Source organism: Ruegeria sp. BA12 (assembly GCF_056539625.1).
The window spans coordinates 66,589-85,829 of sequence record NZ_JBQFVF010000006.1 but is presented as its reverse complement, the minus strand read 5'-3'; the positions used below and the strand labels follow the sequence as shown (position 1 = coordinate 85,829).

Genomic DNA, 19,241 nt, shown 5'->3' with positions numbered 1-19,241 from the left:
TTGCTTACATATTTGGATAGTTTGGCCCGTCGCCACCCTGCGGCGTGGTCCAAGTGATGTTCTTGCTCGGGTCCTTGATGTCGCAGGTCTTACAGTGGACGCAGTTCTGGAAGTTGATCACGAAGCGCGGATTGCCTTCATCCTCGACCATCTCATACACACCCGCCGGGCAATAGCGCTGCGCCGGTTCGTCGTATTTGGGCAGGTTGACTTTGACCGGGATGTCCGGGTCCGCCAGTTTCAGGTGGCAGGGCTGGCTTTCCTCGTGATTGGTCATCGCAAACGAGACGTTGGTTAGGCGGTCAAACGACAGCGTGCCATCGGGTTTGGGATAATCGATAGGCTTGTGTTTGCTGGCCTCTTCGGTCGAATCCGCGTCGTTCTTGCCATGGCCCACTGTGCCCAACAGCGAAAAGCCCAGCGTGTTGGTCCACATATCCAGACCGCCCAGCATCAGGCTGGCGGTCAGACCCCATTTCGACCAGATCGGCTTGACGTTTCGCACCTTTTTCAGATCGCTGCCGATCGGGCCATTGCGCACATCGGTCTCGTAATCGGTCAGCTCATCGCCCGAGCGTTCTGCCTTGATGGCGTCAAAGGCGGCTTCAGCCGCGGCTTTGCCCGACAGCATCGCGTTGTGATTGCCCTTGATGCGCGGCACGTTGACCATGCCCGCCGAACAGCCCAACAGCGCCACGCCCGGCGCTACCAGTTTCGGCATCGACTGATAGCCGCCTTCGGTGATCGCACGGGCACCGTAGGCCACGCGCTTGCCGCCCTTCAGCAGCTCGGCCACCATCGGATGATGCTTGAAGCGCTGAAACTCCATATACGGGTACAGGTGCGGGTTTTTATAGTTCAGGTGGACCACAAACCCGACATAGACCTGATTGTTTTCAAGGTGATAGATAAAGGATCCGCCGCCCGCGTTGCTGCCCAGCGGCCAGCCCATCGTATGCGTGACGGTGCCTTCCTTGTGCTTGGCGGGGTCGATCTCCCAGATCTCTTTCATGCCGACGCCGTATTTTTGCACCTCTTTGCCGGCCTGCAGGTCGTATTTGGCGATGACTTCTTTGGACAGCGAACCGCGCACGCCTTCGGACAGGAAGACATATTTGCCGTGCAGCTCCATACCAGGTTCGGTGTTGGGGCCGTATGAGCCATCGGGTTCCAGGCCAAACACCCCGGCCACGACGCCTCTGACTTCACCATTGTCACCATAAACCAGCTCTGAACACGCCATGCCGGGGAAGATTTCCACGCCCAGTTCCTCGGCCTGTTCGGCCATCCAGCGGCAGACATTGCCCATCGAGACGATGTAGTTGCCGTGGTTGTTCATCAGCGGCGGCATCGGGAAGTTGGGAATACGGATCTTACCCGCCTCGCCCAGCATGTAGAAATTGTCTTCGGTCACCGGCGTGTTCAACGGCGCGCCTTTTTCCTTCCAGTCGGGGATCAGCGCATCCAGACCACAGGGGTCCAATACCGCGCCCGACAGGATATGCGCGCCCACTTCCGAGCCTTTTTCTAGAACAACGACGTTCAGGTCCGCGTCCAGCTGTTTCAGACGGATGGCTGCCGAAAGGCCCGCCGGGCCTGCGCCCACGATAACCACATCGTATTCCATCGCTTCGCGTTCAATCTCGGCCATCGCGGGCTCCTTAGCTAACTTTCCGAATTGGCGCTTTCTACATGCTGTCGGCGCAATATTGTTTCACGGCTGATTACATGGTTGCTAAGACCTTGGTCAATCAAAACACGGCGTAACATTGCTGCAATGCGGCAGTTATGTATCGGGAGAGTCCCCCATAAGGTACCTGGGACCGCTACCATGGCATTTGGCGCGGTCGTCCGGGTTGTAAAGGGCGCATTTCGGAAGGCTGAGGCAGCCACAGCCGATGCACCCATCCAGATTGTCGCGCAACCGCGTCAAGGTAGCGATTCGCTGATCCAGACGGTCACGCAGCCCAACACTGATTTTCTGCCAATCCTTTGGCGTTGGTGTGCGGTTGCCAGGCAAGTCGGACAAAACATCCTTGATCTCGGGCAACGTCAGGCCAAACTGCTGGGCGATCATGATGAAACTCAACCGCCGAATATCAGCGCGCTGATACCGCCGCTGCCCACCCGCATTGCGCCATGGCGCGATCAGCCCCTGCGCCTCGTAGTACCGGATGGCCGACACAGCCAACCCCGTGCGCCGGGCCAATGCGCCAATTGCCAGCCCTTCGGAAACTGCCATTGTCCTCATTTAGTCCCTTGACCTAAAGTTAGGTTTAGAAATTACAGTGAGTCGTGACAAGCCTCAATTCGCAAAGGAGACCCCATGATGGCGACGCTTGAACACACCAACTTCACCGTTCGCGACCCGCAGGCTTCGGCCGCGTGGATGCACAAGGTGTTTGGTTGGAAAACCCGCTGGGAAGGCCCGGCCATTGCGGGCGGCTATACCGTGCATGTGGGCAGCGCGCATACCTATCTGGCGCTTTATGCGCCCAGCGATCCGCAGCCATCCGGCGAAAGCAGTTACGACATCATTGGAGGGCTGAACCACGTGGGTGTTTTGGTCGAAGATATCGACGCCACCGAGCAGCAAGTGATCAAAGCCGGCTTCACGCCCAAGTCACATGCGGATTATGAGCCCGGAAAACGGTTCTACTTTGACGACGACAATGGCATCGAATTCGAAGTGATTAGTTACAACTAGGGCGTTCCGGGAAACATCTTACAAACTCGTTATCGCCAATATCCCGAGAGCGCGAAGTGCGACAGGGTATTGGCGATTCAAACTTTTCCCGAACAACATAGGCCGTAATCCGCCCGCTGCGGGGCCAAGACCTCTTGCAATTCACGCCTCATTTGGGTCAGGTATTTGCCAACCCATCAATTCGCCCCGACGCTGGTTCCATGCGGCGGGGCGCATCAATTTATGCGTGGACGACAAGACCATGGAAAAAATTCCGATGACGCCTACGGGCAATGCCGCGCTTGCGGCAGAGCTGAAAAACCTGAAATCCGTTGAGCGCCCAGCTATCATCGAGGCCATTGCTACGGCCCGTGAATTGGGTGACCTGAAGGAAAACGCCGAATATCATTCGGCCCGCGAAAAACAGGGCTTTATCGAAGGCCGTATCAAAGAGCTGGAAGGCATCCTATCGCTGGCCGATGTGATCGACCCTGCCAAGCTGTCGGGTGCGATCAAATTCGGCGCCAAGGTTACGCTGGTCGATGAGGACACTGACGAGGAAAAGACCTGGCAGATCGTGGGTGAGTATGAGGCCAATATCGAAAACGGTCTGCTCAACATCAAATCCCCCATCGCCCGCGCCCTGATCGGCAAGGACGAAGGTGACAGTGTCGAAGTCCGCACCCCCGGTGGTGTGCGGTCTTACGAAGTCCTGAGTATCGAGTACGCCTGACCGGAGCGTCCTTCATGTCCGAGCCCACGCCAGAGCAGGAAGCCGAGCGGCCAACGTCGTTGGGTATTTACGACAAGCCCTCGCGGCCGTCCGTGACCGAGATCGAGATTGCGGCCATCGTGCTTAGCGTGATCTGGCTGGTGGTTTCGGTGGTGTTTCTGGTGCTGCCCGACGACGTCGAGGGCGGTGGGTTCGTGGTGACCTTGCTGGCGGTGTTCATGCCGGTAGCAATGATCTGGGTCGCGGCTACGGCGATGCGCGCCAGCCGCGTCATGCGCGAAGAAAGTGAGCGTCTGCAGACTGCGATTGATGCAATCCGGCAGACTTATGTCCTCCAGCAACAGCGGGCCGCCATTTCCCACGAACCGGCCGTCAGCAAGAAGTTGGACGAAATCGCTGAATCCGCGAAAAAGACAGAAAGTACACTGGCCACGTTTTCGACCAAACGTTGCGAACCCGCGCGGGCGGCAGCGTCAAACGGAACCGGCGACCAAACCTCGTTGGAGCTGGGGACGCAGGCCGAGGACATCGCGCCGCCACTCAGCACCGATATTTTCATCCGAGCGCTGAATTTCCCCGAAACGCAGGATGACGCCGAAGGGTTCGACGCCTTGCGTCTGGCGTTGAAGGACCGCAAGACCGCCCAACTGGTGCAGGCTTCGCAGGACGTTTTGACGCTGCTCAGCCAGGAAGGCATCTATATGGATGACCTGCGCCCCGACATGTCCCGCCCCGAGATCTGGCGGCAATTCGCGCAGGGTGCCCGTGGTCGCTCGGTGGCGGCTTTGGGCGGCATTCGGGATCGGTCGTCGCTTGCGCTGACGGCGGCGCGGATGAAGCAGGACCCGATCTTTCGCGACGCCGCACATCATTTTCTGCGCCGCTTTGACCACATGATCGTGGCTTTTGAACCTGAGGCCAGCGATGCCGACCTGACCGCATTGGGTGAGACCCGAACGGCGCGAGCCTTCATGTTACTGGGGCGTGTGGCTGGAACCTTCGACTAAAGGCCGAAACTGCCATAGGGGATGAACCGGACTAGATCGCCCGGTTTGATATCGCGCGCGCCGTCCTCGATCTCGACCAGCCCTTCGGCCCAGCTGAGCCCGCTGATCCGGCCCGATCCTTCAGAGGCAAACACCTCGACCCGGCCATCGCGCACTCGGGCGCGCAGATATTCGCGGCGGCCCGGTTTCTTGCGTTTTTCAAAGGCGGCGGGCAGATCGAACCCCTGTGGGTCCTGCCAGCCCTCACCCGCCATCAGACCCAAAGCCGGGCGCGCAAAGATCAGGGTGCAGACCTTAGCCGCAACCGGATTACCGGGCAGGCCAAAGACCGGTGTGCCTTCCCACAATCCCAGAGCCAGCGGCCGCCCCGGTTTGAGCGCAATCCTCCATTCCTGCATCGCCCCCGCCTGCCGCAACAGGGCCGATACGTGATCCTCATCCCCGGCTGACGCGCCACCGCTGGTCAGGATTACATCCGCCTGTTCCGCCGCCGCATTCAGGCGATCGCGCAAATCTTCCCGGTCATCAGAAACCCGCCCCATATCCACCGGCTGAAACCCCATGCGGTCGATCAGTGACAACAGCATCGGGCGGTTGGCATCGAATATCTGGCCTGGCCCGGCCTTGTCTCCGGGTTCGATCAGTTCATCACCGGTCGACAGCACCGCCACACGCAGCGTCTTGCGCACTGGAACTTTTGCAATTCCGGTAGCCGACAACAACGCCAGATCGGCGGGCGTCAACCTACGCCCGGCAGACAGAACCAGATCGCCCGCGGTCACGTCCTCACCTGCACGGCGGGTGTTTGCACCCTGTTTCAGGGGGCCGCGAAAAGCGATGTGGCCATCTTGTACGGTCACGTCCTCTTCTAAAATGACCGTATCCACACCCGCAGGCAACGCCGCGCCGGTCAACACCCGCAGCGCATGGCCATGCGGCACCGTGCCATCAAACGGGATACCTGCAGCCGCGCGGCCCGGATGCAATGGCATCACCTGCGCACCCTCGGGCATCGCGCCCGCAAATCCATAGCCGTCAACGGCCGTATTCGGTTGCGGCGGGTTCGAGCGCTTGGCGATGATATTCTCTGCCAGAATGCGCCCGATAGCCTGCGGAAGCGCAATTGTTTCAACAGGCACAACTACCGTCAGCCGCTGGCGCAGCAGGGCCAGCGCGTCATCCACCGGCGTCCAGCTCACCCCGGCAGGCAAAGCAAAGCAATCGTTGCGCAGGGGCGGTGGGGCAATATCCGGCTTGCGTTGTGGCACTCCCAAAATCCAGCCTTCCTCTGCTGCGTTGACGTTCAGATGGTTCGCCAATTCCTTGGGTCGCATCCCGGCCAGTGACAGCGCGACCTGTTCCACCTGCCAGGCGTCCTTGATCCGGTCTTTCGGCCCGGCCCCCAGGGTAAGCGAGGGCCAGATTTCCACAAAGGCGACCGGGGTGTCCAGCGGCTCGAACGGCCAGACCGAGATTTGTCCGGTAAATGCGCGGCGCAGACGGGCCAGAACCGGCAGGCCAGTCATGACCTGACCACCCACAGCACCGGCCCCGCCCATTTGCCAACACGTAAAGCTGCCCTTGGTTTCGGGGTTCAGTTCGACGCAACGGCGTTCGGGAAATGGGTTGTGATAGTCCGCCTTGATTTTGGGCAGACCGTCGATGCCACGTCGCAGGCCATTGAACCAGAACGGACCCTTGCCGCCAAAACGGCGGTTAATCTCTCCGGCCAGATCAAACCGGTTGTTGGCTTTTGGCGAATCCTCGATCCGGCTCTCGAACCAGTCCCACAACCGCAACGGATCATCCGAGCCGGTCAGCGCATGGGCGAACCCTTTGGGATAGCCAAAGGGGAAATCGAACCCCAGACACAGCCGCCGTCCTGAGGCAATCTCATCCGCAATCAGGTTGTGCAGCCATTGCTCGGCAATCTTGCGGTTTCTAAGGTATGTCGGTTCTTCTGCCCTGCCCTGTCGCACCACACAGGCCCAGATGGCATCCTTGCGTTCGGAAAGGCCGGTGTCATTGCCACCGGACCAATCGACCATGGCAAAACTATCGAAACCGGTCACAAACCAACCTCTTGCAGAATGAAATCGGCGATGGCTGCGGTGTCATTCAGGTCAAAGACCGGCACAGCCACATCGAGCGGCGTGTCACTTGCGACGGCGCGGATCGTCGCGTTCTCAGGCGCCATCAACGGGTTCGCAGCCTCGGCCCGATAGGATTCGACCTTGGGATGGGCCTCGCTTTTAAACCCCTCGATCAACACTAGATCGACTGGCGACAGTCGCTCTAGTAACTCATTCAATGGAGGCTCGGGCACGCCGCGCAGCTCTTGCATGATCGCGACGCGTTGACCCGAGGCCAGCAGAACCTCGGACGCGCCCGCAACGCGGTGACGATAGCTGTCAGTGCCCGGCTGATCGACATCGACATTGTGATGGGCGTGTTTCAGGGTCGAGACGGTAAAGCCGCGCCCGGTGATCTCAGTCACCAGCCGCTCCATCAACCCAGTCTTGCCCGCGTTTTTCCAGCCAGTGACGCCGTAAACCTTCATGCCTGCTCCAGCAGTTGTTCTGCCCGCGCCAGATCGTCGGGTGTGTTGACGTTGAAGAACGGATCAAAGGGATCGGCCGGGAACAGCGCCTCGCGCCCGTCATGTTTATCGGTCCACAGCACGACCTTGCGCAGGCCGTCATTCAGCGCATCCCGCAGATCGTCGCGTAATGCCACGGGCCAGAGACCAAAGGTCGGGTGCCGATTGACCCGTTTTCCACCACCAGATTTCAACGCCTCATCCCCGGTGCGTGGCGTGGTAGCCAGCACCAGCGGAAGTGTTTGCCCCTGGGCAGCGTCGCTCAGCCGCATCACCAGATCGCGCGGTAAAAACGGAGTATCGGCGGCAGCGGTGACAATGCAGTCAGCCCCTTGCGTGGCCGCCCAGTCGAGCCCTGCCAGAACACCCGCCAGAGGGCCAGCGAACCCTTCGATCGTGTCGGGCAGAATAGGCAGGTTCAGATCAGCGAACCGTTCGGGATCACCATTGGCGTTTAGCGCAAGGCCATCCACTTGCGAGGAAAGCCGGTCGATCACATGAGATAGCAGGCTTTGCCCGCCGATCTGCAACAGACCCTTGTCTCCGCCACCCATTCGGGTGGCGAGACCACCTGCGAGGATGATGCCAAGTGGGCGGATCATGCGGTGCCCTCGATCTCGGGCCACTTCTTGAATTTCGTGAACGGCTGCGCCGACGCAAGGCAGATGCCAGCCAAAAGAAGCAGTATCCAAATGCGCGGAGATGTTGACGTGGTTTCACCCAACCGAACACCAAGATTTACCGCGCCCAGAAAATAACCGAGAATCAAGGTAGGAAGCACGCCACACCAAAACAACAAGCGATAGCGTCGCGCAGCTTTTTGTACCGATGGCATCAATTCAAGCGACTGCGGAAGCCCATGCATCGCAATACGCTGAAGCGATGTGTTCTGAAGTCGGTAGTCAAGGCTGTTTTGCTGCCATCCAGGTCCCCAGAAAACCACCAAATCCAGCACCCCAACATATTTCCGGGCGCTCCAGCCCAACTTACCCAGCACATCTTTACTATGCGCACAAATGCCTTCAACGACGGCTCGTTTGCTGCGGAAGTAGGTTACCAGCACCAAAACATAGAGTGGCAGAATGCTGACTGCTAAAACAAAAGTGACGAAAATCCAAAGTGTCTCTGATATCATCCCGCACTCTTCCTACGATGTTTCTTATCCTCAACCGCCACGCTTGCCGGATCCACATCACGCAGCAACCGGTCCTCGCCCGACAGACACACAAACCGCTGACCTCGCATGCGGCCGATCAGGGTCAGGCCGACTTCGCGGGCGATCTCGACACCCCAGGCGGTGAAACCGGATCGGGACGCCAGCACCGGTATACCCATCATCGCCGTCTTGATCACCATTTCGGATGTCAGACGGCCAGTGGTGTAGAGGATCTTGTCGTCCGCCGCCTCACCCTCGGACAGCATCCAGCCCGCGATCTTGTCGACAGCGTTGTGGCGGCCGACATCCTCCATGTAGACCAGAGGGCGGTTTTCAAGGCACAGAACCGTTCCGTGGATCGCCCCGGCTTCAAGATACAGCGACGGGGTTCGGTTGATCTTGGCCGCCAGCTCATACAGCCATGATGTCCGCACTTGAACTTGCGGCAGGCGCACATCCTCGAGCCCCTCCATCATGTCGCCGAACACGGTGCCGACGGCACACCCGCTGGTGCGGGTCTTTTTCTTCAACTTGTCCTCATAAGACGTCTCGCGCGCAGTGCGCACGATCACAGTTTCCAAATCGTCGTCATAATCGACCCGCGTGATCTGATCATCGGCCAGTAGCATGCCCTGATTGCGCAGGAACCCCAGCGCCAGATATTCTGGATAGTCGCCGATTGTCATTGCGGTGACGATTTCCTGAGAATTGAGGAAAATCGTCAGGGGGCGCTCTTCCACCACCGAGATCTGGCTGACCTCTCCATTCTGGTCCACGCCCTCGACCGCGCGGGTCAGGCGGGCCGCGCCGGGATCGGGGGCGATGATGTAGTCCGAGACATCCAGTTCCTTGGCCAATTGCAACCCTTTCCCAAGACCGCTACTGCTGCGGCTATCACCATAGGATTTAGCCATGGCAGACACCACATCCAAGTCATACTATTGGAAGGGTTTTCGCGACGGGACCCCGTTCATTTTCGTCGCCATCCCTTTCGGCACCTTGTTCGGGGTATTCGCCACCGAAACCGGGCTGACCATCATTCAGACGATGGCGTTCACGGCAACGGTTTTCGCCGGGGCCGCGCAATTCGCGGCCTTGCAACTGCTGCAAGACAATGCGCCAACCCTGATTATCCTGGCTTCGGCGCTGGCTGTGAACCTGCGGATGGCGATGTATTCAGCCTCGCTGACGCCGCATCTGGGGGCCGCGCCACTATGGCAACGCGCCATTGGCGCATATCTGGTCGTGGACCAGTCCTACGCCAGCTGCATGGTCCGGTTCGAAAAAGAGCCCAACATGACCGTACCTCAACGCATGGCCTATTTCTTTGGCTCGGTCTCACCGATCACACCTTTGTGGATACTGTCCACTTATCTGGGGGCAGTGTTGGGCACGCGAATACCCGAAAGCTGGGCGCTGGATTTCGCCTTGCCGATCACGTTTCTGGCCATGATCGGACCGATGATGCGCACACTGCCGCATGTTGTAGCGGCATTAGTTGCCATAACGGTCTCGCTGCTGACGGTTGCTGTGCCCTATAATCTGGGTCTGCTGGTGGCCGGATGCATCGGTATGATGGCCGGGGCGCAGGCGGAATTGTGGCTGGAACGCAGAAAGGTCACGTCATGAACGCGGTCGATCCGGTCACCATGTGGATCATCATCGTCGGGCTGGCTTTGGGCAGCTACGGCCTGCGGTTCGTGTTCCTCGGACTGGTCGGCGATCGCCCGATGCCCCCCTGGCTGCTGCGCCATTTACGCTATACCGCCGTGGCGATCCTGCCTGCCCTGATCGCGCCGCTGGTGGTATGGCCGACCGCAACCGGCGGCCAGCCGGACATCCCGCGCATGGCGGCAGCCGCTGTCGCGCTGATGGCCGGGTTGATTACGAAAAACGTGCTTGCCGCGATCTTTTCCGGGGCCGCGACCCTTTACGCGCTGCTGTACCTATTGGGCTAGCGCACCGCTCTGCTGGTTCAGCAGGGCATTGTTCGCCGCCAGACCCTTTTGCAGATCGGCATCGTCATTTTCGCGATACTCGGTGGTGGACACCCCCGGTATCTGGCCGAATTGCTCGGACAGTTTGACCGGATAAAACGTGGTTCCGATCTGTTCGAACCCTGGCACCTGCTGCAACAATCGAGAGGTAGAGTTGGCGCAGTATGCACTGGATACCGGCCCCATCTGCTTGGCCAGCTGCAGGGCGATTTCCGCCTGTTGTGGGGTGACTTCGATGGTTTGGATACGCGCAAAATGCGTTTCGCGCGCGTGGCTGCTGCGATAGGCGCGCTCGACATTCGGAGTGATGCCGTACAGCACGTCGTTCTTGATCGGCACAACATCCGCGCGGAATGAACCTGCGGGGTCAAAAATCACCCGCTCACTACCACTGATCATCAACGAGGTATGCGCCCCCGAACCGGTTCGGGTGCTGATCATTGTATAAAGCGTCAGCGTCGACGGACCCGGATCACGGTAAGACCGTGCCACGACTTCTGACTGATCTGCCTGAGGGCGCTGCGACCCGGTGCAGCCTGCAACAGTTGCCGCCAGAAGGCAGGCAAACAAAATCCTGATCACGGTCGACCCCGGTTTGGATTACGCGGCGAAGACCGCCAGGAACAGGCAAAGGAAAGCAATCGCAACCACGCACCATGTGGTGGCCTTGATGAAACCGTTGAAGGTTTTGGTTTGGACGGTGATGTCCATTTCGCCGTGCTTGTATTCAGCCATGACTCAGAGATTCCTAATTCGCGTGTTTGAGATGTTGGATAATCGAAAAATCGAGGCCTGTCACCACGTCATTCGCGCGCAGGGGTCACGGATTGAAACACGGAACATCCCGGATAACCAAACCCCCACCGCCAGGGCAGGCCGGAACAGGGCCCGCCGCCCAAACGCACGGCGGTATACATCGCCTCTGCCGTAAAGAAGTGTGCCGTACGAATCTGGTCGGGGGTCATGTCATAGCGTTGGGCATAATCCTCGGCATGGTCATCGCCGTGCTGTTTGACGCAGGCGCGCAGCGTGTCATCCGCCGACTGGCGCGCGTCAAAGCTTTGCTCGGCGTTCGATGCGCCACCAGCGTTGTGGTAGGCGCGGTCATGGGTCACGCAGCAATATTCCCACGGCGGGTGCGCCTCGTATAGCGCGCTGAATTTGGGGAAGGTTTCAGCCACAAAGCGCCAACTGGCCGACAAACCGCCGGAACAGCCATCTGTTTCAAAGGGAATGGGCTCGGCATCCCCACGTTGCGCGATCAGCGCGCGGTGGGCTGGCATTTCGATGTTTCGCATGAATTCCTGTGCCGTTGCCGGGGCGGCCATTACTGCTAGCAAGGTCGCTAGCTTATGGGCTTTCATCGCGCATCGCCTCTGTGTCGATGGACATGCCAAAAGTGGTCGCCATCCATAACAGCAACCGCTCAGCCGGGCCCATTTTGGCCCGCACCCGCAGTACCTCATTCGCCATTGCAGGACGGTCGGTAATCAGCCCATCCACCCCCATCGAGGCCATGGCCGACATCTGCAACGGATCATTCACTGTCCAGACATAAATATCCTTGCCCGCCTCATGGACCGAGCGCACCAGACCCGGCGTCGCCATCGCGGCGTTGACGGCAAGGAAATCGCCCTCAAGCCCTGTTAGGTCACCCACCGCCGTTGCCGCCAGAACGCCAGCCCGCCAATCGGGGCGGATGGACTTCATCTTTTGCACGGCGGGGTATTTCAGCGACATGGTGGCAATGTCGTCCTGCATCCCCAACTCTTCGACAAGGGCCACCACGCGGTTTTCCAGATCGACGTCATGGCCGTAGTATTTCAGCTCGATAATTACCTTGGCTTTACCTTTTGCGGCCTCAAGCACCTCACGCAGAGTCGGGGTGCGTTCATCGGCGTATTCGGGACCAAACCAGCTGCCGATGTCGATCTGGGCAACATCCTCCATCGTCGCATCCCAGACCTTAAGGTTCACGCCCGCAAGTTTCATGAAATCGCTATCATGGGCGACGATCACCACGTCATCCGCCGTTTCCTGCACATCGATTTCAACCCAGTCCGCACCGTCTTCGATGGCCTTGAGCACTGCGGCCATAGTGTTTTCCGGGCGCACCGCCGCGGCGCCGCGATGACCGATGACCTCGGCACGGTCGGGAGCTTGCACACGTTCCAGCAAATGCTGACCAAACCACAACCCGATCAACACAGCCACCACGGCTGCGCCGACGGTTGCCAACAGCGGAATATGCAGGCTGCCGGGTTCGGGATGCAATGGCTCGTCTGTCTTGATCTCAAAAAAACCATCCAGCAACACTGCCAACGCGCCCAGCGCGGTCGCCGCCAGCACCAATCCGGCCAAAGACCAAACCCCCGCCACCAACAGGCTGTAAAGCAAGGCCAGACGCAGATGGCTGGCGCCCTGCAGGGGAACGATGGTGAACAGGATACCCGCGACCCAGGCAATCAGCGCGGCGATGATCAGACGCAGGATCAGCCATATCGCCAGTTCGATCTTGAGGCGTCCACGTTTGCCCTCCATCCGGCTGGTGCTGATGTTAAAGGCATGCCCAGGGTGGACATTTTCGAACAGCACCAGATGCAGCGACAGCGCCCAAGCCGAGAGCCTGCGGATCAACACCCAGGCCATGACCAGAACTACCGCTCCGATCAATACCACCGCGACCCAGAACGAGGGCGGATGGAAGGTCAGGTAATAGTTGATGTCATATTCGGTCAGCGTCCACCACGCGATCAGTGCTGCAACCACAGCAAAAGGCAGCACCAGCAGCAGAACGCGCAGCACGAAGCGCACGGCAAATCCAAATAGTGCCGGAAGGCGCGATAGGATCAGGCCGATGGCGGAACTGCCCGCACGCCATGGATCGGCTTCGCCCATCCGCAACGATGCGGCCATGACCGAGAAAACAAACACTTCGGCCAGAAGAAACAGGCTCAGCACAGCAACAGCAGCGATGAAACCGGCGGGTGACAGGATAAAGGCGGCGATGGCCTGATCCGTCAGCGCGGTTTGATTCGACAGCGACACGGCAAGGTTTACGGTGATCGCCACGCCCGGTGCAATCAATGCCACCAGAAGCAGGCGCACGGCGATGTAGATCGGCACGAACACGCGACGGCGCGCCCAGGCGCGCCTGTAGGCAGTTGTAACGTCTGAGAAACTGGTCACGTGGCCCCCTTGAAAGTTGCACTCATTCAAGGCTGCGTAGACGTGAATTGCAAGTCAGGCGATCAGCTTTCTTCCAGATCCTTGGCCAACCGGAATCCAATGCGATTGGCGGGCTTGTCCTCGACCGACTTGGGCAGGGCCCGCAGCATCACATTCAGTTGGCTGACATGCTGCACCAGCTGGGTTCGCGCACCGGTCGCGTCCGAGCCGTAAAAAGTGATGATATCGGGATCAAAATAACCCATGCCCTCGATCCGCATCACGCCCGCATCGCCACCGGTAAAGCCCATGGCGACCTCTTGATCACCGGTCAGCGTTTGTTCGAAGTTCTGGATATACAAGATCAGCCGCTCATAAGCCCATTGCGCCGGGCTTTTGGTCTCGACCGGTTTTTGCAGCTGTCCGGGCAGATCCTTGGCACCGGATTTCGCGTCCGGGTTGGCGTGGACCTCATAGCAACGGGGCAAAGCTGCCGCTTCTGCTGCCTCGGCCGATGTTTCGATCTGGTCTTGCATGGCTTTACCCTTTGCGCTGAAACTCCCACGCCCCGTCAGCGCGGCGCGTCCGGTTGACAGTACCAATGTGGTAAAGATGGTTCAGATGTGCAACCGCTTCGACCAAAGCCAGCCCGTACTCGCCTTCTTTGATCTGGCGCTTGAATAGAGGCATAAAACAATCGGCCGCGGTTTTGGGTTGGTCCAGATAGTCCTGCAACCGGTCCAGCGCGCCGTGGTGATTGTCGATCAATTGCTTCATGCGCAGCGGCAAGCCGGTAAAAGGCAGCTTGTGCCCACCCAGCGCCAGATGATCAGGCCGCGCCAAGCCTTGCAGACGCTCACATGCCTCCAGCCACTCGGCCACGGGATCAGCCAAAGGTTCGGTGACATAGACGCCCAGATTGGGGCTGATCGAGCTGAGGATCTGATCCCCGGTGATCACCAGATTGTCATCGCGGCTCCAGAACGTGGCGTGTTCAGGGGCGTGCCCGTTGCCCATATGAACGTCCCAGTCACGGCCACCCATGCGGATGACGCTGCCCTGCTTGATCCGGGTAAAGCCCAGAGGCATTGGATAGACCGTGTCGCAATAATTGAACGGACGCTCGGTCATCCGTTTGGCCAGAACACCCGCGTCCATGCCCGCGCTGCGGTAATAATCCAGCGTTTCCTGCGGCCAGCTTTCCTGCACATCCAACTGCAGCATGCGCGAGAAAAGCCATGCGGTACGCGAGGCCACCAGTTCCACGCCGTGCTCCGATTGAAACCAGCCTGCATTGCCCACGTGGTCGGGATGGTGATGGGTCACGACCACCCGGTTGATCGGCTTGCCGCCCAGCGGACCCCCCATTAGGGTTTCCCAGATGCGGCGGGTCTTGTTCGAAGACATGCCCGTGTCGATCACTGTCCATCCATCGCCATCGTCCAGCGCATAGATGTTGACGTGATCCAGCGCCATGGGCAGCGGCAGGCGCATCCACAGCACCCCTTCAGCAACCTCGATCGCCTCGCCCTGCGCCGGAGGCTCAGGCCAAGGATAGCGGATTGCCAAAGGTGTATCCCCGTCCATTACACCGCCAGCTCCTCAGGAGTGAGTGCATAGATGTCCTCGGCCCCGTTCTGCGCCTGCGTCAGCAGCCCGGCATATTCCGGCAGCAATGCGTTGATGTAGTACCGCGCCAGTTTCAGGCGCGGACCTTCGGGGTCAGCCAGCGCCGCCTTCAGGTGGTAATGCGCGCCCAAAACGCGGGCGAAGGCGTGCAGATAAGGCACAGCACCGGCAAACCGAGCGTTCATGTCCGATTGCGCCACGATCCACTCGGTGGCTTCGCGCAGGCTTTCGGTCGCCTCCCATACGGGACCCGCCAGACCCGGCAGGCTGGCGCGGGCCTGTTCGGCGTGATCCTCGATCTCGTCCAACAAGCGCGAGGCTGCTTCGCCCCCATCCATCATCTTGCGCGCCACAAGGTCCATGGCCTGAATGCCGTTGGTGCCCTCATAAATCGCGGTGACGCGGACGTCGCGGTAATATTGGGCTGCGCCCGTTTCCTCGATGAACCCCATACCGCCGTGAACCTGCACACCGGTTTCCGAGACGCGCATGCCTGTTTCAGTTCCGAAGGCCTTGCAGATCGGGGTCAGCAGCGCGGCGCGTGCGGACCATTCGGCGTCACAGGTGGCCGTGGCCATATCGATAGCAGCCGCATTGGCCAGCATGATGGCGCGCGCGGCAAAGGTATCGGCGCGCATGCTCATCAGCATCCGGCGCACGTCCGCATGGTCGATGATGGTGCCCGAGGGCGTCTTGCCCTGCTTGCGGTCCAGCGCATAGGCCAGCGCGTGCTGGTAGGCACCCTCGGCAGCCCCAACACCCTGACCACCAACACCCAGGCGGGCATTGTTCATCATGGTGAACATCGCAGCCATGCCGCCATGTTCCTTACCAACAAGCCAGCCCTTGGCCCCGTCATATTGCATCACACAGGTCGGTGAGCCGTGCAGGCCCATCTTATGTTCCAGCGACACCACTTTCAGATCGTTGGCCACACCGGGATTGCCGTTTTCATCGGGCAGGTACTTGGGCACCAAAAACAGAGAAATCCCCTTGGTTCCAGGCACACCATCCGGCAGACGCGCCAGCACCAGATGGCATACATTCTCGGTAAAGTCGTTGTCACCCCAAGAGATAAAGATCTTCTGACCCGAAACCGAATAGGTCCCGTCGCCGTTGGGCACTGCCTTGGAAGACAAAGCCCCCACATCCGATCCGGCCTGCGCTTCGGTCAGGTTCATGGTGCCCGACCATTCGCCCGTCATCATCTTTGGCAGGTACAGCGATTTCAGCTCGTCACTGGCGTGATGTTCCAGCGCTTCGATCTGGCCTTGCGTCATCAACGGTGCCAGTTGCAGCGACAAGCACGCGGCCGACATCATCTCATTTACAGCGGTGGTCAGGGCCATCGGCAGGCCCATACCACCGAACTCTGGATCGCCGCTCATCCCGATCCAACCGCCTTCGGCAATCGCCTTCCACCCATCTACGTAACCGGGCGATGTACGCAACACGCCATTTTCCAACCGCGATGGCTCCAGATCACCGGGGCGTTGCAGCGGGGCCATTACCTCTTCGCACATCTTGCCGGCCTCAGACAGGATCGCACCGACCACATCTTCGCTGGCTTCCGAAAACTTCTCGGTCGCCGCGATTTGATCGAATCCGACGACGTGGCGGAACAACAATTCATAGTCGGAAATGGGCGCGCGGTATGGCATGTCTTCCCCCGGGTCTGTTTGGGTCGGTTTTTGGCGGGTGGGGTTGGAAATTGCAATGCCCACCTTTATGCATCCTTGATTGGTCGGAAACGTAACTGGCCTTGTTCTGCAAGCAATCAAAACGCGGCGTCACATGAAATGAACCCTAACGGCACTTTGGATTTAGCCGCCGATCCGGGCGGAATCGCACAGGCAGCTGACCTGCTGCGGCAGGGCCTGCTGGTCGCCTTCGCCACTGAAACTGTCTATGGACTGGGCGGTGACGCCCGCAATACCGAAGCCGTGGCCAGCATTTATGCCGCCAAGGGACGACCCAGCTTTAACCCGTTGATTGCGCATGTGGCCTCTGCCGAGGCAGCGCAGCGATATGTCGAATGGTCCGAGCGGGCCGAGACACTGGCTGCCGCATTCTGGCCCGGTCCCCTGACAATGGTTCTTCCTCTGCGTCAGGGGCACGGGATTTCACCGCTGGTCACAGCCGGGCTAGAGACGCTGGCGGTTCGAGTCCCAGCACATGGTACGGCCCGGGCGTTGCTGTCAGCCTTTGACGGGCCGGTGGCAGCGCCATCGGCCAACCCCTCCGGTCAGATCAGCCCTACGACTGCCGATCACGTGCGCGCGGGTCTGAATGGGCGTATCGCGGCCATACTGGATGACGGCCCCTGCGGTGTTGGTCTGGAATCCACCATCGTTGGACTGGCCGGAGAGCCCGCATTGCTGCGCCCCGGCGGTGTGGCGCTGGAACAGATCGAAACCGTTTTGAATACACAACTGCACCTGCATCAGGCCTCGGATGTACTGACCGCGCCGGGCCAGTTGCAATCGCACTACGCCCCCGACGCACCCGTACGCCTGAATGCGGCCGGCCCGCAGGGTGACGAGGTTTTGCTGGGGTTTGGCGCTGTTCCGTGTGATCTGAACCTGTCAGATAGCGGTGATCTGACCGAAGCCGCCGCAAACCTGTTCTCGGCCCTGCACAGGTTGAACACCACAGGCCGCCCGATTGCGGTGTCACCGATCCCCGATCATGGATTGGGCGCGGCTATCAATGACCGCCTGCGCCGCGCCGCCGCGCCGCGCGACAGCTGATCAGGCGCGCCCGGCGCTGGCCGACAAGGTCAGTGGATCAACCCCCAGCGTCGCCAGCGCAGCCTCCCACTTTTCATCATCGGGAACGTCGAACACCAGTTTCGAGGTCGCCTCGGTGGTCAGCCAACCGTTCATGGCAATCTCATCCTCTAGCTGGTCGGGACCCCATCCGGAATAGCCCAGCGCCAGCATCGAATTCAAAGGCCCCCGCCCCGAGGCCAGATCCTCGAGCACATCCAATGTCGCGGTCATGCTGAAATCATCCGAGATTTGCATGGAATGCAGGTTGGCATCGTAATCCGCGCTGTGCAGGACAAATCCGCGCGACATCTCAACCGGGCCGCCAAAATGAACCAGACGTTCGCCCACGACAGGGATGCTGCAGGCGATGTTCAACTGGCTGAGCAGGGTTTTGATCCGCAAATCCGACGGTTTGTTGACAATCAGGCCCATTGCCCCGTCCTCGCCATGGCTGCAGATATACACCACCGAGTGATCGAAACGTGGATCACCCATTCCAGGCATCGCGATCAACAGTTTTCCGGTCAGATCCATGGATTTAAAACTCTTGCTTCGTCTTCCTTCAACAATGGCCCCGGCACGTGGGGGTTGGCAAGGGATCAGGTCACATTTCGCCAGATTTCATCACGGTGACCCGAACGTGACTTGGAATCACCGGCAAGACCACGCATCTATGGGGTATGACGCGTTATCTTAAATCAACCGCGGCCGCTCTGACCGCTTGTTTCGCCCTGACCGCCCCCGTCCATGCGCAGGTTGAGGGCGATGTTGTGCAACTGGATGTGCTTGATGGTGGGCGTACGGCCAATGGCACCTATCTGGGGGCGCTGCGGCTGACGCTGAAGGACGGCTGGAAAACCTATTGGCGCGCACCCGGTGACGCTGGTATCCCGCCGCAGTTTGATTGGAACCGCTCGCAAAATGTGGGTGATGTGGCGATCACCTGGCCTGCGCCCCACGTATTTGTACAAAATGGCCTGCAATCGCTGGGCTATGCCGATCAACTGGTGCTGCCTGTTGAAATTACTCCAAGCGACCCCGCCAAACCCGTGCGGTTGCGTGGGGAAATGGATTTGGGCGTCTGCAAGGATGTCTGCATCCCCGAGACGTTGGATTTCGACCATACGCTGGACGCTGACGCCGGGCGCAACCCAGCCATTGCCGCAGCACTGGCCCAACGCCCCTATTCCGCGAAAGAGGCTCAGGTGACTGCCGCCAGCTGCAATCTGACCCCCACATCAGACGGTATGCGGATCGAAGCCCGCGTAACCATGCCCTCGGCCGGAGGGCGCGAGGTTGCGGTGATCGAACCGGGAAACCCCACGCTTTGGGCCTCGGAACCCGAAACGACAAGGCAGGGCGGGACCCTGGTGGCCACATCCGAGGTGATCAGCGCCTCGGGCGGACCATTTGCGCTGGACCGGTCCGACATACGGATCACGGTGCTGGGCGCCAATCATGCCGTCGACATTCAGGGATGCAGCGCGGGCTGAGA

The 19,241-nt window shown here is 59.8% G+C and carries 22 protein-coding genes; 7 read left to right on the top strand and 15 right to left on the bottom strand.

All coding sequences use genetic code 11. The annotated features are described in order from the left end of the window. Nucleotides 1-4 precede the first annotated feature (4 nt). Nucleotides 5-1,651 carry an electron transfer flavoprotein-ubiquinone oxidoreductase gene (locus ACR0B0_RS13050; protein ID WP_480648115.1) on the bottom strand — a complete coding sequence of 549 codons (1,647 nt, stop codon included), beginning with the start codon at nucleotides 1,649-1,651 and terminating at the stop codon, nucleotides 5-7. Nucleotides 1,652-1,786: 135 nt separating this feature from the next. Beyond that, on the bottom strand, nucleotides 1,787-2,242 hold the full coding sequence (gene soxR, locus ACR0B0_RS13045) for a redox-sensitive transcriptional activator SoxR (protein WP_170350673.1): 456 nt from the start codon (nucleotides 2,240-2,242) through the stop codon (nucleotides 1,787-1,789). A gap of 84 nt (nucleotides 2,243-2,326) precedes the next feature. On the opposite strand from soxR, the gene ACR0B0_RS13040 reads away from it, so the two are divergent. From ACR0B0_RS13040 to ACR0B0_RS13030, 3 genes are all read left to right on the top strand, one after another. Continuing rightward, a complete protein-coding gene (locus ACR0B0_RS13040) occupies nucleotides 2,327-2,707 on the top strand; it encodes a VOC family protein (protein ID WP_170350675.1) in 381 nt (126 codons plus the stop codon). A 241-nt stretch (nucleotides 2,708-2,948) separates the two neighbouring features. Then, nucleotides 2,949-3,419 (top strand): transcription elongation factor GreA, encoded by a 471-nt coding sequence (gene greA / locus ACR0B0_RS13035; RefSeq protein ID WP_058282071.1) that lies wholly within the window; start codon nucleotides 2,949-2,951, stop codon nucleotides 3,417-3,419. Nucleotides 3,420-3,433: 14 nt separating this feature from the next. Next, nucleotides 3,434-4,426 carry a hypothetical protein gene (locus ACR0B0_RS13030; protein ID WP_480648113.1) on the top strand — a complete coding sequence of 331 codons (993 nt, stop codon included), beginning with the start codon at nucleotides 3,434-3,436 and terminating at the stop codon, nucleotides 4,424-4,426. Here ACR0B0_RS13030 and ACR0B0_RS13025 read toward each other — a convergent pair. From ACR0B0_RS13025 to ACR0B0_RS13005, 5 genes are read right to left on the bottom strand one after another with little or no spacing between them, the layout of a single operon-like run. Then, entirely contained in the window at nucleotides 4,423-6,498 is a 2,076-nt protein-coding gene (locus ACR0B0_RS13025; protein WP_480648112.1) for a molybdenum cofactor synthesis domain-containing protein, read from the bottom strand. The two genes, ACR0B0_RS13030 and ACR0B0_RS13025, sit on opposite strands and share 4 nt — an antisense overlap. Then, nucleotides 6,495-6,986 (bottom strand): molybdopterin-guanine dinucleotide biosynthesis protein B, encoded by a 492-nt coding sequence (mobB, locus tag ACR0B0_RS13020; RefSeq protein WP_480648110.1) that lies wholly within the window; start codon nucleotides 6,984-6,986, stop codon nucleotides 6,495-6,497. Before mobB ends, ACR0B0_RS13025 begins: the two co-directional genes overlap by 4 nt. Further along, complete coding sequence (gene mobA / locus ACR0B0_RS13015) at nucleotides 6,983-7,627, bottom strand: molybdenum cofactor guanylyltransferase MobA (RefSeq protein WP_170350680.1); 645 nt, start codon at nucleotides 7,625-7,627, stop codon at nucleotides 6,983-6,985. Before mobA ends, mobB begins: the two co-directional genes overlap by 4 nt. Beyond that, the gene (locus tag ACR0B0_RS13010; protein WP_480648108.1) at nucleotides 7,624-8,160 is read right to left on the bottom strand and encodes a hypothetical protein; all 537 of its coding nucleotides are present in this window, start codon (nucleotides 8,158-8,160) and stop codon (nucleotides 7,624-7,626) included. Before ACR0B0_RS13010 ends, mobA begins: the two co-directional genes overlap by 4 nt. Beyond that, nucleotides 8,157-9,095: a formate dehydrogenase accessory sulfurtransferase FdhD gene (locus ACR0B0_RS13005; RefSeq protein ID WP_480648106.1), complete on the bottom strand. Its 939-nt coding sequence runs from the start codon at nucleotides 9,093-9,095 to the stop codon at nucleotides 8,157-8,159. Before ACR0B0_RS13005 ends, ACR0B0_RS13010 begins: the two co-directional genes overlap by 4 nt. On the opposite strand from ACR0B0_RS13005, the gene ACR0B0_RS13000 reads away from it, so the two are divergent. Then, nucleotides 9,094-9,810, top strand: a complete 717-nt coding sequence (locus ACR0B0_RS13000; RefSeq protein ID WP_480648104.1) for an AzlC family ABC transporter permease — start codon at nucleotides 9,094-9,096, stop codon at nucleotides 9,808-9,810. The two genes, ACR0B0_RS13005 and ACR0B0_RS13000, sit on opposite strands and share 2 nt — an antisense overlap. Continuing rightward, complete coding sequence (locus ACR0B0_RS12995) at nucleotides 9,807-10,139, top strand: AzlD domain-containing protein (protein ID WP_170350769.1); 333 nt, start codon at nucleotides 9,807-9,809, stop codon at nucleotides 10,137-10,139. Before ACR0B0_RS13000 ends, ACR0B0_RS12995 begins: the two co-directional genes overlap by 4 nt. Here the strand turns inward: ACR0B0_RS12995 and ACR0B0_RS12990 are convergent. The 7 genes from ACR0B0_RS12990 to ACR0B0_RS12960 all read right to left on the bottom strand — a co-directional run bounded on the left by ACR0B0_RS12990 (nucleotide 10,128) and on the right by ACR0B0_RS12960 (nucleotide 16,636). Then, nucleotides 10,128-10,760 (bottom strand): hypothetical protein, encoded by a 633-nt coding sequence (locus tag ACR0B0_RS12990; RefSeq protein ID WP_170350684.1) that lies wholly within the window; start codon nucleotides 10,758-10,760, stop codon nucleotides 10,128-10,130. The genes ACR0B0_RS12995 and ACR0B0_RS12990 overlap by 12 nt on opposite strands. A gap of 18 nt (nucleotides 10,761-10,778) precedes the next feature. Next, a complete protein-coding gene (locus ACR0B0_RS12985; RefSeq protein ID WP_058281864.1) occupies nucleotides 10,779-10,913 on the bottom strand; it encodes an aa3-type cytochrome c oxidase subunit IV in 135 nt (44 codons plus the stop codon). Between the two features lie 68 nt (nucleotides 10,914-10,981). Beyond that, nucleotides 10,982-11,542: a hypothetical protein gene (locus ACR0B0_RS12980; protein WP_480648102.1), complete on the bottom strand. Its 561-nt coding sequence runs from the start codon at nucleotides 11,540-11,542 to the stop codon at nucleotides 10,982-10,984. Next, the gene (locus tag ACR0B0_RS12975; RefSeq protein WP_480648100.1) at nucleotides 11,529-13,367 is read right to left on the bottom strand and encodes a glycerophosphodiester phosphodiesterase; all 1,839 of its coding nucleotides are present in this window, start codon (nucleotides 13,365-13,367) and stop codon (nucleotides 11,529-11,531) included. The genes ACR0B0_RS12980 and ACR0B0_RS12975 overlap by 14 nt, the downstream gene beginning before the upstream one ends. Before the next feature lie 62 nt (nucleotides 13,368-13,429). Then, nucleotides 13,430-13,882, bottom strand: coding sequence for a DUF6173 family protein (locus ACR0B0_RS12970; RefSeq protein WP_170350687.1), 453 nt, complete (start codon nucleotides 13,880-13,882; stop codon nucleotides 13,430-13,432). 4 nt (nucleotides 13,883-13,886) lie between these two features. Then, nucleotides 13,887-14,933, bottom strand: coding sequence for an MBL fold metallo-hydrolase (locus ACR0B0_RS12965; protein ID WP_170551684.1), 1,047 nt, complete (start codon nucleotides 14,931-14,933; stop codon nucleotides 13,887-13,889). Beyond that, nucleotides 14,933-16,636 (bottom strand): acyl-CoA dehydrogenase family protein, encoded by a 1,704-nt coding sequence (locus tag ACR0B0_RS12960; protein ID WP_170350689.1) that lies wholly within the window; start codon nucleotides 16,634-16,636, stop codon nucleotides 14,933-14,935. The genes ACR0B0_RS12965 and ACR0B0_RS12960 overlap by 1 nt, the downstream gene beginning before the upstream one ends. Nucleotides 16,637-16,774: 138 nt before the next feature. Here ACR0B0_RS12960 and ACR0B0_RS12955 point away from each other — a divergent pair, with 138 nt between their 5' ends. After that, nucleotides 16,775-17,725: an L-threonylcarbamoyladenylate synthase gene (locus ACR0B0_RS12955; protein ID WP_170350690.1), complete on the top strand. Its 951-nt coding sequence runs from the start codon at nucleotides 16,775-16,777 to the stop codon at nucleotides 17,723-17,725. On the opposite strand, the gene ACR0B0_RS12950 is transcribed toward ACR0B0_RS12955, so the two are convergent. Then, nucleotides 17,726-18,280, bottom strand: a complete 555-nt coding sequence (locus tag ACR0B0_RS12950) for a YqgE/AlgH family protein (RefSeq protein WP_170350691.1) — start codon at nucleotides 18,278-18,280, stop codon at nucleotides 17,726-17,728. Nucleotides 18,281-18,426: 146 nt separating this feature from the next. Between ACR0B0_RS12950 and ACR0B0_RS12945 the strand changes: the two genes are divergently transcribed. Further along, a complete protein-coding gene (locus ACR0B0_RS12945; RefSeq protein ID WP_480648098.1) occupies nucleotides 18,427-19,239 on the top strand; it encodes a protein-disulfide reductase DsbD domain-containing protein in 813 nt (270 codons plus the stop codon). Nucleotides 19,240-19,241: the final 2 nt, after the last annotated feature.